Origin of the sequence: Actinoplanes sp. CA-051413 (assembly GCF_050955795.1) — a bacterium.
GTDB lineage: Bacteria > Actinomycetota > Actinomycetes > Mycobacteriales > Micromonosporaceae > Actinoplanes.
Genome location: NZ_CP192100.1, coordinates 614,066 through 630,897 on the forward strand (window position 1 = coordinate 614,066; position 16,832 = coordinate 630,897).

A 16,832-nucleotide genomic window follows, 5' to 3' on the forward strand; every position below is an offset into this window, starting at 1 on the left:
GTCGGCGGGCCGTGACTGGCGCGTTCGGATGGGCCAACCATCGGGGAGCGGCCCCGTGCCGGACGACCGTTCTCCGGAGACGACCTGCCGTGCGCCTGGGCCTCTTCACCTGTGATAGGGAGGTCCGATGTCTGCACTGAACGCCGAATCGACCGCGTTCCGCTCCGCCCTGGAAGCGGTCCGCGCCGTCGAGCCCCGCATCGCCGACGCGATCGCCAAGGAGCTCACCGACCAGCGTGAGTCTCTCAAGCTCATCGCCTCCGAGAACTACGCGTCCCCGGCCGTGCTGCTCGCGATGGGCAACTGGCTCTCCGACAAGTACGCCGAGGGCACCATCGGCCGCCGCTTCTACGCCGGCTGCCAGAACGTCGACACCGTCGAGTCGGTCGCCGTCGAGCACGCCAAGGCCCTGTTCAACGCGCCGTACGCGTACGTCCAGCCGCACTCCGGCATCGACGCCAACCTGGTCGCGTACTGGGCGATCCTGGCCGACCGGGTCGAGGCGCCGGCGCTGGCCAAGGTGCAGAAGCGCAGCGTCAACGACATGACCGACGCCGAGTGGGCCGAGCTGCGCGCCGCGTTCGGCAACCAGCGGATGCTCGGCATGAGCCTGGACGCCGGCGGCCACCTCACCCACGGCTTCCGGCCGAACATCTCCGGCAAGATGTTCGACCAGCGCAGCTACGGCGTCGACGCGGCCACCGGCCAGATCGACTATGCGGCGCTGCGCGATTCGGCCAAGGATTTCAAGCCGCTGGTGATCGTGGGCGGCTACTCGGCGTACCCGCGCAAGGTGAACTTCCGCATCATGCGGGAGATCGCCGACGAGGTCGGCGCGACCTTCATGGTCGACATGGCGCACTTCGCCGGCCTGGTCGCGGGCAAGGTCTTCACCGGCGACTTCGACCCGATCGCCAACGCGCACATCGTCACCACCACGACCCACAAGAGCCTGCGCGGCCCGCGCGGCGGCGCGGTCTTCTGCCAGCCCGAGCTCTCCGACCAGGTCGACCGGGGCTGCCCGATGGTCCTCGGCGGCCCGCTCGCGCACGTCATGGCGGCCAAGGCGATCGCCTTCGCGGAGGCCCGCCGGCCCGAGTTCGCCGACTACGCGCAGCGCATCGTCGACAACTCGCAGGCCCTGGCGGCCGGCCTGACCAGCCGCGGCGCCACGGTCGTCAGCGGCGGCACCGACAACCACCTGGTCCTCATCGACGTCGACAAGTACGGCCTGACCGGCCGCCAGGCGGAGCAGGCGCTGCTCGACTCCGGCATCGTCACCAACCGCAACGCGATCCCGCAGGACCCGAACGGTGCCTGGTACACGTCCGGCATCCGGATCGGTACCCCGGCGCTGACCACCCGGGGCCTGGGCACGGCGGAGATGGACCAGATCGCCGAGCTGATGCACACGGTGCTGAGCAGCACCAAGGCCGGCGCGTCGAAGGCGAAGTTCGACCTGGACGCGGCGGTCTCGGACCGGGTCGCCAAGCAGGCGACCGAGCTGCTCGCGGACTTCCCGCTCTACCCGACCGTCGACATCTCCTGATCATGCTTCGCCGGCCCGTCGGGCAGCCGTTATTGCGGCTGTCCGACGGGTATCCGGCGGGGATGACGAATCAACCGAGCGATCAGACAATCGGCGACCTCGAGACCGTGCACACGTTCGACAGCGGGCCGATGCCCACGGGCGTCAGTGTCTCGGCCGGCGGGCGGATCTTCGTCAACTATCCGAAGTGGGGCGACGAGGTCGCCTTCACCGTGGCGGAGCTGCGGGACGGCACCGCGGTTCCCTATCCGGACCAGGCGTGGAACAGCCCGTCCGGGGATGACGACGCGAAGGCCTTTGTGTCGGTGCAGAGCATTGTCGTCGATCCGGCCGATCGGCTGTGGGTGCTGGACACCGGGAGTCCGTTGTTCCAGCCGACCAAGCCCGGCGGCCCCAAGATGGTCTGTGTCGATCTCAGCACCGACGCCGTCGTGCAGACGATCGTCTTCGAGCCCGACGTGGCACTGCCCACGACCTATCTCAACGATGTGCGGTTCGACCTGCGGCGCAACGTCGCCTACATCACCGACTCCTCCGACCAGGGTCCGAACGGCATCATCGTGGTCGACCTGGCATCCGGTACGGCCTGGCGGAAGCTGCACGATCATCCGTCCACCAAGGCCGAGCAGCCGCCGGCCTTCCTGCCCGTGGTCGAGGGCGCGCCCTTCCTGGAGCGTCCGGCCGACGGCCCGGCCAAGCCGGTGCTGATGGGTGCGGACGGCATCGCCATCAGCGCGGACGGCAGCCGGCTGTACTACTGCCCGCTCGCCTCCCGGCACTGGTACAGCGTGTCGACCGACGCCCTGATGGACCGCTCGGCCGGCGATGACGAGGTGGCCGCGACGGTGGTGGACGAGGGGGACAAGGGCGGCGTCTCCGACGGGCTGGAGACCGATGACCAGGGCCGGTTCTATCTCACCAACTGCGAGCACAATGCGGTCCTGCGGCGGCTGCCGGACGGCACGCTGGAGACGGTGGTGCACGATCCGCGGCTGCTCTGGCCCGACACGATGTCGGTCGCCGCGGACCGGCACCTCTACGTGACCGCCAACCAGCTGCACCGCCAGGACAAATACCAGGGCGGTACGGACCGGCGGCAGTACCCGTACTCGCTGTTCCGGGTGCCGATCGACGCCGGCCCGGTCAGGCTCGTCTGACGATCCGGTGCAGCTCGACGCCGGTCAGGACCCCGTCCGACACGGTCGCCGTCTGGTACGTCGCGTACGGCTGGCGGCGCCGGTCGGTCGGGGAGCCCGGGTTGAGCAGGCGCAGGCCGGTCTCCGCCGTGGTGTCCCACGGGATGTGGGAGTGGCCGAAGACCAGCACGTCCGTGTCCGGGAACCGGGCCGTGCAGCGCTGCTCGCGGCCGGTGGCCTGACCGGTCTCGTGGACCACGGCCAGCCGTAACCCGTCCAGCTCGGCTCGGGCAATCTCGGGGAGCCGGCCGCGCAGCGCCGGACCGTCGTTGTTGCCGTAACAGGCGATCAGCCGCTTCGACCGGGCGGTGAGCTCGTCCAGCAGCGGGACGTCGACCCAGTCGCCGGCATGGACGACGACGTCGGCCGCGTCGACCGCCGCCCACAGCTCGGCCGGGAGGTCGCGGGCCCGCTTCGGCAGGTGGGTGTCCGCCATCAGTACCAAGCGCATGACGCCACCCTAGAACCCCGGCGGGCGAGGAAGCGCTTCCCACGAGAAGGACCGGCGCATCCCTTTTAGCCTTTAAGAGGCTTACGAGCGTCTTGCAAGTGCGGGCTCATTCGGGCGCGTCGATCCCGTAGCGAGAACCGTTATCCAGAGCCAGTTCTCCCGTCGGGGAGGGGCCGCGGAAGCCGCCGTCGCGGAGGCGCGTCAGGACCCTATCAGCGCACGTCGGAACCGGTTCCGGAACCACCGGGCGGGGTGGCCGGCCGAGGTTTCGGGAAGGCTTCCGCGCAGCTAGGACGGTTGTCGGCGGCAAAAAGGCGCCCGGAAACCTCGCCGCCGATCCTTTGACACACGGCCGTAACGAACTTAGCGTCCAGGAAGCAGTGAAGCGCTCTCTTTGATCGCTCCGACTGTCATCCCCAACGGGCGCTTTCCCCGGCTCCCGCCCCTCGGACGCGTGACTCCCGCGCCCGTACCGCTGTGTCTAGGAGAAGCAATGGTCATCCCCGCTCCCTCCGTCGCCCCTGCCGGGCGGTCGCGCCGCCGATGGCGGCTCGCCGCCACCGGCGCCCTGGTCGCCACCGTCGTCGCCGGCTTCGGCGCGGTCACCGCGCTGAGTGCCGAAGCCGCCGAGACGCTGCTCTCCCAGGGCAAGCCCGTGACCGCCTCGTCCTCGGAGAACCCCGGCGCCTTCCCGGCCACGGCCGCGGTCGACGGCAACACGGGCACCCGCTGGGCGTCCGCGTTCGCCGACCCGCAGTGGCTGCAGGTCGACCTCGGCGCCAGCTCGGCCATCACCCGCGTCGAGCTGAACTGGGAGGCCGCGTACGCCCGGACCTTCCGGATCCAGACCTCGCTGAACGGCACCAGCTGGGCCGACGCCACCGCGGCCACCGCCGGCGCGGCCGGCGTGCAGAGCCTGCCGGTCTCCGCCACCGCCCGCTACGTGCGGATGTACGGCACCGAGCGCGCCACCCAGTACGGCTATTCGCTCTGGGAGTTCAAGGTCTTCGGCGGCACCACGGAAACACCGCCGACCACCACCCCGCCCACCGGGCCGACGCTCCCGGGCGGCGGCAGCCTCGGCGCCAACGTGACGGTCTTCGACCCGACCATGTCGATGGCGTCGATCCAGAGCACGGCCGACGCGATCTTCAAGCAGCAGGAGACGAACCAGTTCGGCCTGCAGCGCAACCTGCTCGCGTTCAAACCGGGCACCTACAACGGCCTGAACATCCAGGTCGGCTTCAACACCTCGGTGATCGGCCTCGGCCAGAACCCGCAGGACGTACGGATCAACGGTGACATCACCGTCGACGCCGGCTGGTTCCAGGGCAACGCGACCCAGAACTTCTGGCGCTCGGTGGAGAACATGTCGGTCTACCCGGTCTCGGGGGCCAACCGCTGGGCCGTCTCGCAGGCCGCGCCGTTCCGCCGGATGGACATCCACGGTGACCTGAACCTGGCCCCGAACGGCTACGGCTGGGCGTCCGGCGGCTACATCGCCGACTCCCGGATCAGCGGCACCGAGGGTCAGTACTCGCAGCAGCAGTGGTTCACCCGCAACAGCACGATCGGCTCCAACTCCAACGCGGTGTGGAACCAGACCTTCGTCGGCGTGCAGGGCGCTCCGGCGGCCAGCTACCCGAACCCGCCGTACACGGTGATCGGCCAGACCCCGGTGATCCGGGAGAAGCCGTACCTCTACCAGGCCAACGGCCAGTACGCCGTCTTCGTGCCCAACCTGCAGACCAACGCGGCCGGCGTGACCTGGGCCAACGGCAACACCCCGGGCACCAGCATCCCGCTGAGCCAGTTCTACGTGGCCAAGCCCGGTGACTCCGCCGCGACGATCAACCAGGCGCTCGCGCAGGGCCTGAACCTGATCTTCCAGCCGGGCGTCTACCACGTGAACCAGACCATCAACGTGACCCGGGCCAACACCGTGGTCATGGGCCTGGGCTACGCGACCATCATCCCGGACAACGGCGTCACCCCGATGCAGGTCGCGGACGTCGACGGGGTCAAGCTGGCCGGTCTCTTCTTCGACGCGGGTACGACCAACTCGGCGAACCTGTTGGTCATCGGCCCGAACGGCTCCTCGGCGAACCACGCCGGGAACCCGACGACCGTGCAGGACGTGTTCTTCCGGATCGGCGGCTCCATCGCCGGCAAGGCCACCAACAGCCTGCTGGTCAACAGCAACAACACGATCATCGACCACATCTGGGCGTGGCGGGCCGACCACGGCAACGCCGGCACCTACGGGTGGACGGTCAACACCGCGGACAGCGGCCTGATCGTCAACGGCCAGAACGTGACCGCGTACGGCCTGTTCGTCGAGCACTACCAGAAGACCGAGATCCTCTGGAACGGCAACGGCGGCCGGACGTACTTCCTGCAGAACGAGCAGCCGTACGACCCGCCGTCGAACGCCGTCTGGCGCAGTGACGGTGTCGGCTACCCGGCGTACAAGGTGGCCGACAGCGTGTCCACCCACGAGGCCTGGGGGATGGGCAGCTACGCCTTCTTCCAGAACAACCCGGCGGTGCACTCGGCCAACGGCTTCCAGGCGCCGGTCAACGGGGGAGTGAAGCTGCACAACATCTTCACCATCTCGCTCGCCTCCGGCACCATCGACCACGTCGTCAACAACATCGGGGCGGCGGCCACGGCTGACCAGGTCGTGCCGCGTACGGTCACCAACTTCCCGTAGGTCGCCCGGTAATCTCACCGCTGCCGCGCGGGATCAGGGTCGTCGGAATCCTGATCTCGCGCGGCTCTGCCGTGAGCCCGTCCATCCGCTCGAAGAGCGCCCTCGCTGCCGCCCGGCCCATGGCGGCCGGGTCCTGGGCGATCACGGTGACCGCCGGCTCCAGCAGGTCGGCCAGCGGGAAGTCGTCGAAGCCGACCAGGGCCACGGTGTGCTGCCGGCCGAGCCGGCGCAGCGCCCGGACCGCGCCGATGGTGATCAGATTCTGCCCGGTGAACAGCGCGGTCGGCGGCTCCGCCCGGTCCAGCAGGTCCAGAGTGGCCGCCTCGGCCGCCGCCGAGTCGTGCAGGCCACCGACCACGGTCGGCGCCAGCCCGGCGTCGTCGAGCACCGTGAGATAGCCGCGCAACCGGCGGCGGGCCGTGGCGATCCCGGCCAGGTCGCCGAGGAACGCGATGTGCCGGTGCCCGTACCCGATCAGATGCCGCACCGCCTCCGCCGCCCCGGCCACGTTGCCGGTCAGCACGGTGTCGGCGGCGAAGCCGGCGGCGGGACGGTCCACGAAGACGACCGGGATGTCCGGTGGTAACTCCAGGACGAGGTAGCCCTGATCGGGGCCGGCCGGTGCGAGGATCAACCCGTCGGTGTGCCGGCGCGCGAAGGCCCGGGTCAGCTCGCGTTCCCGCTCGGGGTCCTCGTCGAGGCTGCCGGTGAGCACGTGCACCCCGCGGGGCCGGGCCTCGTCCTCCACCGCGCGGTGCAGCATCGCCGAGAACGGGTTGCCCACGTCCTCCAGCAGCAGGCCGATGGTCGCGGTCCGCCGGTCGTTGCGGCGCAGCATGCTCGCCCCGAGGTGCGGCCGGTAGTGCAGCGAGTCCACGGCCGCGCGGACCCGGGCGACCAGCGCGGGGTCCACCGTGGTCTCGCCGTTGACCACCCGCGAGACGGTCTTGAGGCTGACCCCCGCGGTGCGGGCGACGTCGTTCATGGTGGGTCGCCCGGGGGTCATGGTTCCCTCCATTGATCGACTTCCGCCGATGTTGATCACGCTACGCAACATTGCCGAAACTAATTGTTGACACCGGATGCGCCGAGTCGTCTACTGCAAGACAACGTTGTCTCTCGATTTCTGCTAAATCGATTTGGAGGGGACATGCGCCAATCAACGCTGATCAAGCGCGGGCGCCTCGGGCCCGCTCTGCTCGCCGTGGGCCTGGTGCTCGGCACCGCGGCCTGTGGTGGCGACTCGGGCTCCGGGGACGGGGCAACCGTCGGACTGATCACCAAGACGGACACGAACCCCTTCTTCGTCAAGATGAAGGAGGGTGCGCAACAGGCGGCGGACAAGGCCGGCGTGAAGCTGCAGAGCTTCGCCGGCAAACAGGACGGGGACAACGAGGCGCAGGTGCAGGCGATCGAGAGCCTGATCTCGGCCGGTGCCAAGGGCTTCCTGATCACCCCGAACGACTCCAAGGCGATCGTCCCGTCGATCGACAAGGCCAAGCAGTCGGGCATGCTGGTCATCGCCCTGGACACGCCGACCGACCCGGCCAACGCCGTCGACGCGACCTTCGCCACCGACAACTACCAGGCCGGCAAGCTGATCGGGCAGTGGGCCAAGGCGAAGTTCGACAAGGAGAGCAAGCAGGCGAAGATCGCCATGCTCGACCTGAACGCCAACCAGGTCTCCGTGGACGTCAAGCGCGACCAGGGCTTCCTGGACGGCTTCGGCATCCCGGTGGGCGACGCCAACAAGATCGGTGACGAGTCCGACCCGCGCATCGTCGGGCACGACGTGACCGACGGCGCCGAGGACGGCGGCCGGACCGCGATGGAGAACCTGCTGCAGAAGGACCCGTCGATCAACCTGGTCTACACGATCAACGAGCCCGCGGCGGCCGGCGCGTACCAGGCGCTGAAGGCGGCCGGCAAGGACAAGACCGTCACCATCGTCTCGATCGACGGCGGCTGCCCCGGCGTCGACAACGTCAAGGCCGGAGTCATCGGGGCCACCTCGATGCAGTTCCCGCTCAAGATGGCCTCGCTCGGCATCGAAGCGATCTCCGCCTTCGCCAAGGACGGCACCAAGCCGCAGGCCAGCGCGGGCAAGGACTTCGTGGACACCGGCGCGACCCTGATCACCGACCAGCCGCAGACCGGTATCGAGGCCAAGGACTCGGCCTGGGGCAAACAGAACTGCTGGGGTTGAGATGGCAACTGCGACCGAGACACCTGGCGCCGACTTCGAGGTCGCTCACCGCGACTCGTTCGGCCTCCGCCTTCAACATCTGCTGCACGCCAACCCGGTCCTCGGGCCGCTGGCCGTGCTGATCGTCGCGATCATCGCGTTCTCGATCGTCAACACCAGGTTCTTCTCCGCGGCGAACCTGTCCCTGGTCCTCGCTCAGGTCACCGTGATCGCGACGCTCGCCCTGGGCCAGACCCTGATCATCCTGACCGCCGGCATCGACCTGTCGGCCGGCGCGATCGCGGTCTTCTCGGCGATCCTGATGGCCAATTTCTGTACCGGCCTCAACATGCCGGGCTTTCTGGCGCTGCTGCTCGGCTTCGCCTGCGGCACGGCGATGGGGGCCGTCAACGGCTTCCTGGTCACCAAGCTGAGGCTTCCGCCCTTCATCGTCACGCTGGGCACGCTGACCATCTTCTTCTCCCTGAACGCGGTGGTCAGTAACAGCGAGACCGTCCGCGGCGCCGACATGCCGAGCTTGATGACCTGGACCGGCAACTCGATCCCGATCGGGAACTTCAGCCTCACGTACGGCTCGATCATCATGCTGCTGCTGTTCGCGTACTTCTTTTACGCGCTCCGCTCCACGGCCTGGGGCAAGCACGTGTACGCCACCGGCGACGACGTCGAGGCGGCCCGGCTGGCCGGCATCCGCACCAACCGGGTGCTCTTCTCCGTGTACACGGTGGCCGGCCTGCTCTACGCGGTCGGCGGCTGGATCCTCATCGGCCGGCTGGCGTCGGCCAGCCCCAACGTCGGGGCCGAGTACAACCTCGACTCGATCACCGCCGTCGTGCTCGGCGGCACCAGCCTCTTCGGCGGCCGCGGCAGCGTCATCGGCACCCTGATCGGTGCGTTGATCGTCGGGGTGTTCCGCAACGGCCTGCAACTCGGCGGCGTCGAGGTGGTCTGGCAAGGCTTCGCCATCGGCCTGCTCGTTCTGGTCGCGGTCTCGCTCGACCAGTGGATCAGGAAGGTCAAGGCATGACGACCACGACACAGACGCCGGTCCTGAGCGCGAAGGGACTCACCAAACGCTACGGCCGGGTCACGGCCATCGAGAACAGCGACCTCGAGCTCTACCCCGGCGAGATCCTCGCGGTGATCGGCGACAACGGTGCCGGCAAGTCGAGCCTCATCAAGGCGCTCTCCGGCGCCCTCATCCCGGACTCCGGCGAGATCTACCTGGACGGCGAACGGATCAACTTCCGTAGCCCGATGGACGCCCGGGCCGCCGGCATCGAGACGGTGTACCAGACCCTCGCGGTCGCGCCCGGACTGGACATCGCCGACAACCTCTTCCTCGGCCGGGAGGAACGGCGCAAAGGTCCGCTCGGCTCGGTCTTTCGCATGCTGGACCGCAAACACATGCGTTCCGAGGCCAGGCGCCACATGAACGAGCTGGGCGTGGCGACGCTGCAGAACATCGGCCAGGCGGTGGAGTCGCTGTCCGGCGGCCAGCGGCAGGCGGTGGCGGTGGCCCGGTCGGCCGCGTTCGGCAGCAAGGTCGTGATCCTGGACGAGCCCACCGCGGCGCTGGGCGTCAAGGAGGGCAACCGGGTGCTGCAACTGATCCGCGACGTCCGCGACCGGGGCCTGCCGGTGATTCTGATCAGCCACAACATGCCGCACGTCTTCGAGGTGGCGGACCGCATCCACATCCAGCGGCTGGGCCGCCGGGCGACCGTGATCACCCCGAAGAGCCACTCCATGTCCGAAGCCGTCGCCATCATGACCGGCGCTGCGGAGCCGCCACCGGTGGCCTGACCGGTTCTCCGCCCCCGCCCGTCTCAGCGGGGGCGGAGCTCTGTCCGGCGGCCGTAAGGAAGCGGTAATGCCCGGGATTCTTCCGGTGGTGCCGGCGGCCGTGTTGACTCAGCACTGTGCTGAAACGCTTGTTCGCCAAACGGGTTACGTGGGTGGCCGTCCTGGTGCTGGGGGCCGGCGCTGCCGTTGGTCTGTATTGGTTCCAGCCCTGGCGGCTGTTCACCGACACCACGATCAGCGAGTCGCTGTCCACAGTGGTTGACACGCCGAGCAGTGCCGCCGCGCCGCCGATCACTACCGAGCCTGCAGGGCCGGTCGTGGTGCGCACGGGTTCCTTCATCACCCACGAGCATGCGACGGCCGGCACCGCCCGCCTGGTCCGCAACCCGGACGGCAGCCACCAGGTCGAGCTGGTCGGCCTGGACACCTCGGACGGCCCCGACCTGCGGGTCTGGCTCACCGACCAGGAGGTCCGCGAAGGCACCGCGGGCTGGCGGGTCTTCGACGACGGCAAGTGGACCGAGCTCGGCCGCCTCAAGGGCAACCGTGGCGACCAGGTCTATCCGGTCCCGGGCAAGGTCGACCCCGAGGACTACCGCAGCATCAGCATCTGGTGCAAACGCTTCGCCGTCTCGTTCGGAGCCGCCGCGCTGCGCTGAGCGCGGCAGCCCCGTCCGCGATGGCCGGCTCGGCGCGGCCCTGGTCGGGCGGTCCTGGTCGGGCGGTCCTGGTCGGGCGGTCCTGGTCGCGCGGCCCGGTCAGCCGGCTCGATCAGGCGCCCCAGCCGGCCTGCTGGCCGCCGACCCGGTCCTGGACGATCTGCTCCTGGTAGCCGCTGCGCCGGTAGGCCGCGACCGGGTTCGGGTCCAGGCCCGCGTCCGCGCGGACCTCGGCGAGCAGCGGCCGGACGTCGGTGTTGTAGGCATCCATCAGCACCGCGTTGGCCTCCAGCACGTCACCGTCGTTCTGGGCCCTGCTCAGCGCGTCCCGGTCGACCAGCAGCGCCTTCGCCGTCGCTTCCTGGATGTTCATCACCGAGCGGATGATCGCGGGGATCTTCGTCTCGATGTTGTGGCACTGGTCCAGCATGAAGTTGATGCCGTAGGCCGGGTCCAGCGCGCCGCCACGGACGATCTCGTACATGATCCGGAACAGCTGGAACGGGTCCGCCGCCCCGGCCATCAGGTCGTCGTCGGCGTAGAAGCGGCTGTTGAAGTCGAAGGCACCCAGCTTGTTCTGGCGCAGCAGGAACGCCACGATGAACTCGATGTTGGTGCCCGGGGCGTGGTGGCCGGTGTCGATGCACACCGTCGCTTTCTCGCCCAGCTCGATGCAGTGCGCGTACGACGTGCCCCAGTCCGGGACGTCGGTGGCGTAGAAGGCCGGCTCGAACAGCTTGTACTCCAGCAGGATGCGCTGGTTGTCGCCGAGCCGGTCGTACGTCTCGCGCAGGGCCGCCGCCAGCCGGTCCTGGCGGTTGCGCAGGTCGTCCTGGCCGGGGTAGTTGATGCCGTCGGCGAACCACAGCTTCAGGTCCCGCGAGCCGGTCGCGTCCATGATGGCGATCGCCTCGAGCAGGTGGTCGGTGGCCTTGCGGCGTACGCCGGCGTCCGGGTTGGTGACCGAGCCCAGCTTGTAGTCGTCGTCCTGGAAGACGTTGGTGTTGATGGCGCCGATGCCCACCCCGAGCGACTCGGCGTAGGAACGCAGCTCGGCGTAGTCGTCCACCTTGTCCCAGGGGATGTGCAGCGCGACCGTCGGCGCCACCCCGGTGAACTTGTGCACGGTGGCGGCGTCGGCGATCTTCTCCCGCGGGTTGCGGGGCACGCCGGCCTGGGCGAAGACCTTGAACCGGGTGCCGGAGTTGCCGAAGGCCCAGGACGGGGTCTCGATCCGCTGGGCGGCGAGGGCCCGCTTGACGGCGGCCAGATCAGCCATGTGGATCACTTCTCTTCTGATAGGTGGAAAACCTCGGTCAGCAGCACGAAGCTCTCGTCCGGTGGGCGGCCGTCGATGCCGGTGAAGAACTCGGCCATCTCCGCCTGCCAGCGGGCGTTCACCTCGGTCCGCGCCATTGCCGCCTGGGCCGCCGCGAGGTCGTCGGTCTCGACGTAGCCGACCAGCAGCCCGTCGGAACGCAGGAACAGGGAGTAGTTGCGCCAGCCGGTGGCCCGCAATGCGTCCTGCATCTCGGGCCACACGGCCTGGTGCCGCTCCACGTACTCCGCCATCCGCTCGGGGCGGACCTGGAGGTTGAAGCAGTAGCGCATCGGTCAGAAGTTGAACTGGTCGATGTTCTCGGCGGTGAACTCGGTCGGCGGGCCGAGCACGATCTCGCCGGCCGCGCCGACGGTGTACTCGCCGAGCTTGCCGGCCTTGAACTTCTCGCCTTCCTTGCCGGTGATCTGGTTCGAGGCCAGCGCCGCACCCGCGTACGCGGCCAGGTAGCCGATGTCGGCCGGGTTCCACAGCGCGAACTTCTTCACGGTGCCGTCCTTGACGTACTCGCGCATCTGGTTCGGCAGGCCCAGCCCGGTGATCGCCACCTTGCCCTTGTAGTTCGAGGAGCTGACGTAGCGCGAGGCCGCGGCGATGCCCACGGTGGTCGGCGAGACGATGACCTTCAGGTTCGGGTACGACTGCAGCAGGCCCTGGGCCTCCTGGAACGACTTCTGGTCGTCGTCGTTGCCGTACGCCGTCTTGACCAGCTTGAGCTTGGCGTTCTCGGGCTTGGCGAGCTCGGTCTTCATGACCTCGATCCAGGCGTTCTGGTTGGTCGCGTTCGGGGTCGCCGAGAGGATGGCGATCTCACCGGAGCCACCGGCCAGCTCGCTGGCCATCTTGACCAGGCTCTCGCCGATGCCCTGGGTGGTGGCCTGGTTGATGAAGACGTCCCGGCAGTCCTTGGAGGCGTCCGAGTCGAAGGCCACGATCTTGATGCCGGCCTGGCGGGCCTGGTTCAGCGACGGGCAGACCGCGTTCGGGTCGTTGGCCGCGATGCCGATCACGTTCTGCTGCTGCTGGATCAGCGTGTTGATGTAGCTGACCTGCGAGGAGGCGCTGGCGTCGTTCGGGCCGACCAGCTTGTACTCGCCCTTGAGCTCGCCCGCGGCGACCTTGCCGCCACCCACCTCGACGTCGGTGTACGGGTTGTTGAGCTGCTTCGGCAGGAAGGCGATCTTGAGGCCTTCCTTGAGCTTCGCGTTCGGGTCGGCCGCGCCGGACTGCGCGGCGGCGGGGCCGGATTTGTCGGCGCTGTCCTTGGTGGTGCCACCGCAGGCGGCGATGCCGAGGACAAGAAGTGAGGCGGCGCCTGCGGAGAGTAGGCGTCGGTGGGAACGAAGCATGGCGTACTCCTTGGAGGGCGAGGGGTCAGACAGCAGCGGCGCGGCGAAGTTTCCGCCTTTGCCAGGTGGTACGGATCGAGGTCGCGATGTTGGGCAGCAGCACGGAGAGCACGAGCAGGGCACCGGTGACGATGTTCAGCGCCTGGCCCGACACGTCCTGCAGGCGCAGGGCGTTCTGCAGAGCGGCGAGCAGGACCACGCCGGCCAGGACACCGGGGAGGGTGCCCTTGCCGCCGAAGATGGAGACGCCGCCGAGCAGGACCGCGGCGACCACGGCCAGCTCGAGTCCGGCGCCGTTGTCGGCCCGGGCGCTGGAGTAGCGCAGCGTCCAGAGCACCCCGACCAGTCCGGCGACCGCGCCGCTGACCACGTACAGCCAGAACTTGGTGCGGGCCACCCGGATACCGGAGAAATGGGCGGCCTGGGCGTTCGCGCCGATCGCGTACAGCGACCGGCCGAACGGGGTCGCGTGCAGGATCACCCCGAAGATCGCCGCCAGGACGACGATCAGGATGAGGACGTTGGGGACCGGCCCGTCGCCGATAGTGCCGGTCACCCAGCCGGTGTAGCTGAACGGGAAGTCCGCGACCGCGCCGTCACCCAGGACCACTAGCGCGAGCCCGCGGTAGAGGGCGAGGGTGCCGATCGTGACGGCCAGCGACGGCAGGCCCAGCCCGGTGACCAGGAAGCCGTTGACTGCACCGAGGATCGCGCCGGCGATGATGCAGATCGGGATGATCGACTCGATGGACAGTCCCTGGTTCCACAGGTAGCCCATGATCGAGCTGGACAGTCCCAGCGTGCTCGCCACCGACAGGTCGATCTCCCCGGTGACGATGATGAACGTCATCGGCAGCGCGACCAGCATGATCGGCAGCAGGTCCAGGATCAGGAAGGTGAAGTTGCGGCTGGTGCCGAAGTTGGTCACCGAGAATGAGGCCACGACCAGCACGAAGACGGTCAGCAGGACGATGATGCTGTCCCAGGATGAGAGTCTCCTTCTGATTTCAGACATGGCTGTCCTTCTTCCGCAGCGAGCGGGCGATCCGCACCGCGACCAGGCGGTCGGCGCAGATGGCCAGAATGATCAGGGCGCCGACGATGGCCTGCTGCCAGAACTGGTTGATGTCCAGCACGGTCAGGGCGCTGCCGATCACGGTCAGCAGCAGGGCGCCGAGGCCCGCGCCCCAGACCGTGCCGCTGCCACCGAAGACCGCCACCCCGCCGACGACCACGGCCGCGACGACGTTGAGCTCCAGGCCGGTGCCGGCGGCCGCGTCGACCGTGCCGAAGCGGGCGGCGAAGAGCACTCCGGCCAGCCCGGCGAGGGCGCCGCTCAGGATGAACGCGCCGAGCAGGTTGCGGGCCACCTTGATGCCGGCCAGCTCGGCGGCCTGCGGGCTGGAGCCCATCGCGTACAGCTCGCGGCCCACCCGGTAGTTGCGCATCAGCAGGGAGACGCCGCCGACGACGACCAGCGCGATCAGGACCAGCCACGGGATGCCCAGGATCGAGTCGTTGGCGAAGGTCAGGAAGTGCCGCGGCAGTTCGTCGGCGTTGACCTGCTGGCCACCGGCCCACGAGTAGGTGATGCCGCGGAACATGTAGAGCGTGCCGAGCGTGACCACCAGCGCGGGCACCCGGCCGTACCGGACCAGCACGCCGTTGAGCAGGCCGGCCGCGCCGCCGACGGCGAGGCCCACGATGATCGCGACGACCATCGGCAGGCCGGGGTTGTCGCTCATCATGGTGGCGACGGTGAAGGCGCTGAGGCCGAGCACCGACCCGACGGAGAGGTCGATGTTGCGGGTGATGACCACGACGGCCTGCCCGGCGGCCATCACCGCGAGGATCGCCGTGTTCAGCAGAATGTCGCGGATGCTCTGCCCGGACAGGAACCGCGGGTTGCTCGCGGCGGTGTAGCCGACCAGCACCACCAGAGCCAGGATGATGCCCAGCTCCCGCACCTTGACCAGCCCGGAGAAAAGCCGGCGGGGCGCCGCCACGGCCGCCGTCATGTCGTCACCTGCTGGCCCATTGCCGCGTACATGACGTTCTCCTCGGTGGCTTCGGCGCGGGTGAGCTGGGCGGCCACGTGCCCCTCGCGCAGGACGATGATCCGGTCCGCCATGCCCAGCACCTCGGGCAGCTCGGACGAGACCATGACGACGGCGAGCCCGCGGGCCGCCAGCGACGACATCAGCCGGTGCACCTCGGCCTTGGTGCCGACATCGATGCCGCGGGTGGGCTCGTCGACGATCAGCAGCTTGGGGTTGGTGGCCAGCCACTTGGCCAGCACCACCTTCTGCTGGTTGCCGCCGGACAGCGTGCCCACCGGGTCGGACAGCCGGCCCAGCTTGGTCTGCAGCTGACTCGTCCAGCTCGTCGCCTCGCGGCGTTCGGCCGCGCCGAAGAGCAGGCCGAGCTTGGCCAGCGCCCGGCTGCGCGGCAGGGTCACGTTGCGCTCGACCGACAGGTCCATGATCAGCCCCTGCTGGCGGCGGTCCTCGGGGACCAGCGCCATGCCGGCCGCCATGGCCGCGCGGGGCGAGCCGGCCTTGAGTGGCTTGCCGAGGAGGCGGACCGACCCGGTGTCGTACCGGTCGACGCCGAACACCGCCTGCATGACCTCGGAACGGCCCGCACCGACCAGCCCGGCCAGCGCGACGATCTCGCCGGCCCTGACCGTGAAGCTGATGTCCCGGAAGACCCCCTCGCGGCCGAGTCCGTCCACTTCGAGCACGGTCTCGCCGATCTCGGTGTCCTGCTTGGGGAACAGCGTGCTCAGGTCGCGCCCGACCATCCGCCGGATCATGTCGTCGACGCTGAGGTCGGCGACCAGCTCGGTGCACACGTGCTTGCCGTCGCGCATGATGGTGACCCGCTGGCAGAGCGCGGTGATCTCTTCGAAGCGGTGCGAGATGAACATGATCGCGGCGCCCTCGTCGCGCAGCGCCCGGGTGACCGCGAAGAGCCGGTCGACCTCGACACCGCTGAGCGCGGCGGTCGGCTCATCCATGATCAGGACGCGGGCCTCGCTGGAGAGCGCCTTGGCGATCTCGACGAGCTGCTGGTCGGCGATGGAGAGGCCGCGCGCCGGGCGGTCCGGGTCGATGTGCACGCCGAGGCGAGTGAAGAGCCGGGCCGCGTTGTCGTGCATCGCCCGGCGGTCGATCTGCCGCAGGCGGGTCAGCGGCTGGTTGCCCATCGCGATGTTCTCCGCGACGGACAGGTCGGGGAAGAGTGTCGGCTCCTGGTAGATCACCGCGATGCCGGCCGCCTTGGCGTCACCGGGGCCGGCGAACTCGACCTCCGTGCCGTTGACGGCCAGCGCGCCGGTGTCCGGCCGGTGCACGCCGGCGAGCATCTTGACGATGGTGGACTTGCCCGCGCCGTTCTCGCCGACCAGGGCGTGCGCCTCGCCCGCGTACAGGGGGAAGCTGACGCCCTGCACGGCCGCGACGGCGCCGAAGGACTTGGTCACCTCGCGCACTTCGAGCAAGGCCGGGCCGGGCCGCGACTCGTCGGGCGTTGCCGCCACGGGCCACCTCCGCAAGGATGTTT

General features: G+C 69.1%; 15 protein-coding genes and 1 riboswitch. Of the genes, 7 read left to right on the forward strand and 8 right to left on the reverse strand.

The features are described from left to right. The first annotated feature begins 1 nt into the window (after window position 1). A riboswitch (ZMP/ZTP riboswitch) is annotated at window positions 2-108 on the forward strand. 19 nt (window positions 109-127) lie between these two features. After that, window positions 128-1,549, forward strand: coding sequence for a glycine hydroxymethyltransferase (locus ACQP2Y_RS02905; protein WP_433724309.1), 1,422 nt, complete (start codon window positions 128-130; stop codon window positions 1,547-1,549). 62 nt (window positions 1,550-1,611) lie between these two features. Continuing rightward, the gene (locus tag ACQP2Y_RS02910; RefSeq protein ID WP_433724311.1) at window positions 1,612-2,706 is read left to right on the forward strand and encodes an L-dopachrome tautomerase-related protein; all 1,095 of its coding nucleotides are present in this window, start codon (window positions 1,612-1,614) and stop codon (window positions 2,704-2,706) included. On the opposite strand, the gene ACQP2Y_RS02915 is transcribed toward ACQP2Y_RS02910, so the two are convergent. Then, on the reverse strand, window positions 2,693-3,196 hold the full coding sequence (locus tag ACQP2Y_RS02915) for a metallophosphoesterase family protein (RefSeq protein ID WP_433724313.1): 504 nt from the start codon (window positions 3,194-3,196) through the stop codon (window positions 2,693-2,695). The two genes, ACQP2Y_RS02910 and ACQP2Y_RS02915, sit on opposite strands and share 14 nt — an antisense overlap. A 493-nt stretch (window positions 3,197-3,689) precedes the next feature. Here ACQP2Y_RS02915 and ACQP2Y_RS02920 point away from each other — a divergent pair, with 493 nt between their 5' ends. After that, window positions 3,690-5,909: a discoidin domain-containing protein gene (locus tag ACQP2Y_RS02920; RefSeq protein WP_433724315.1), complete on the forward strand. Its 2,220-nt coding sequence runs from the start codon at window positions 3,690-3,692 to the stop codon at window positions 5,907-5,909. Here the strand turns inward: ACQP2Y_RS02920 and ACQP2Y_RS02925 are convergent. Next, the gene (locus ACQP2Y_RS02925; protein WP_433724317.1) at window positions 5,893-6,915 is read right to left on the reverse strand and encodes a LacI family DNA-binding transcriptional regulator; all 1,023 of its coding nucleotides are present in this window, start codon (window positions 6,913-6,915) and stop codon (window positions 5,893-5,895) included. The genes ACQP2Y_RS02920 and ACQP2Y_RS02925 overlap by 17 nt on opposite strands. Before the next feature lie 144 nt (window positions 6,916-7,059). Between ACQP2Y_RS02925 and ACQP2Y_RS02930 the strand changes: the two genes are divergently transcribed. The 4 genes from ACQP2Y_RS02930 (at window position 7,060) to ACQP2Y_RS02945 (ending at window position 10,580) form a co-directional block, all read left to right on the forward strand. Then, window positions 7,060-8,115, forward strand: a complete 1,056-nt coding sequence (locus tag ACQP2Y_RS02930) for a sugar ABC transporter substrate-binding protein (protein WP_433724319.1) — start codon at window positions 7,060-7,062, stop codon at window positions 8,113-8,115. 1 nt (window position 8,116) lies between these two features. Next, window positions 8,117-9,142: an ABC transporter permease gene (locus ACQP2Y_RS02935; RefSeq protein ID WP_433724321.1), complete on the forward strand. Its 1,026-nt coding sequence runs from the start codon at window positions 8,117-8,119 to the stop codon at window positions 9,140-9,142. Beyond that, on the forward strand, window positions 9,139-9,921 hold the full coding sequence (locus ACQP2Y_RS02940; RefSeq protein WP_433724323.1) for an ATP-binding cassette domain-containing protein: 783 nt from the start codon (window positions 9,139-9,141) through the stop codon (window positions 9,919-9,921). The genes ACQP2Y_RS02935 and ACQP2Y_RS02940 overlap by 4 nt, the downstream gene beginning before the upstream one ends. Window positions 9,922-10,037: 116 nt before the next feature. Continuing rightward, the gene (locus tag ACQP2Y_RS02945; RefSeq protein ID WP_433724325.1) at window positions 10,038-10,580 is read left to right on the forward strand and encodes a DM13 domain-containing protein; all 543 of its coding nucleotides are present in this window, start codon (window positions 10,038-10,040) and stop codon (window positions 10,578-10,580) included. 112 nt (window positions 10,581-10,692) lie between these two features. On the opposite strand, the gene rhaI is transcribed toward ACQP2Y_RS02945, so the two are convergent. The 6 genes from rhaI to ACQP2Y_RS02975 are packed head-to-tail and all read right to left on the reverse strand — an operon-like array spanning window position 10,693 to window position 16,809. After that, the gene (gene rhaI / locus ACQP2Y_RS02950; protein WP_433724327.1) at window positions 10,693-11,859 is read right to left on the reverse strand and encodes an L-rhamnose isomerase; all 1,167 of its coding nucleotides are present in this window, start codon (window positions 11,857-11,859) and stop codon (window positions 10,693-10,695) included. 5 nt (window positions 11,860-11,864) lie between these two features. Continuing rightward, window positions 11,865-12,191 (reverse strand): L-rhamnose mutarotase, encoded by a 327-nt coding sequence (locus ACQP2Y_RS02955; RefSeq protein ID WP_360551330.1) that lies wholly within the window; start codon window positions 12,189-12,191, stop codon window positions 11,865-11,867. A 3-nt stretch (window positions 12,192-12,194) separates the two neighbouring features. Beyond that, window positions 12,195-13,268, reverse strand: coding sequence for a rhamnose ABC transporter substrate-binding protein (rhaS, locus tag ACQP2Y_RS02960; RefSeq protein WP_360815920.1), 1,074 nt, complete (start codon window positions 13,266-13,268; stop codon window positions 12,195-12,197). A 25-nt stretch (window positions 13,269-13,293) separates the two neighbouring features. Continuing rightward, on the reverse strand, window positions 13,294-14,283 hold the full coding sequence (locus ACQP2Y_RS02965) for an ABC transporter permease (protein ID WP_433724330.1): 990 nt from the start codon (window positions 14,281-14,283) through the stop codon (window positions 13,294-13,296). Continuing rightward, the gene (locus ACQP2Y_RS02970; protein WP_360815925.1) at window positions 14,276-15,286 is read right to left on the reverse strand and encodes an ABC transporter permease; all 1,011 of its coding nucleotides are present in this window, start codon (window positions 15,284-15,286) and stop codon (window positions 14,276-14,278) included. Before ACQP2Y_RS02970 ends, ACQP2Y_RS02965 begins: the two co-directional genes overlap by 8 nt. Continuing rightward, entirely contained in the window at window positions 15,283-16,809 is a 1,527-nt protein-coding gene (locus ACQP2Y_RS02975; protein ID WP_433724332.1) for a sugar ABC transporter ATP-binding protein, read from the reverse strand. Before ACQP2Y_RS02975 ends, ACQP2Y_RS02970 begins: the two co-directional genes overlap by 4 nt. Window positions 16,810-16,832: the final 23 nt, after the last annotated feature.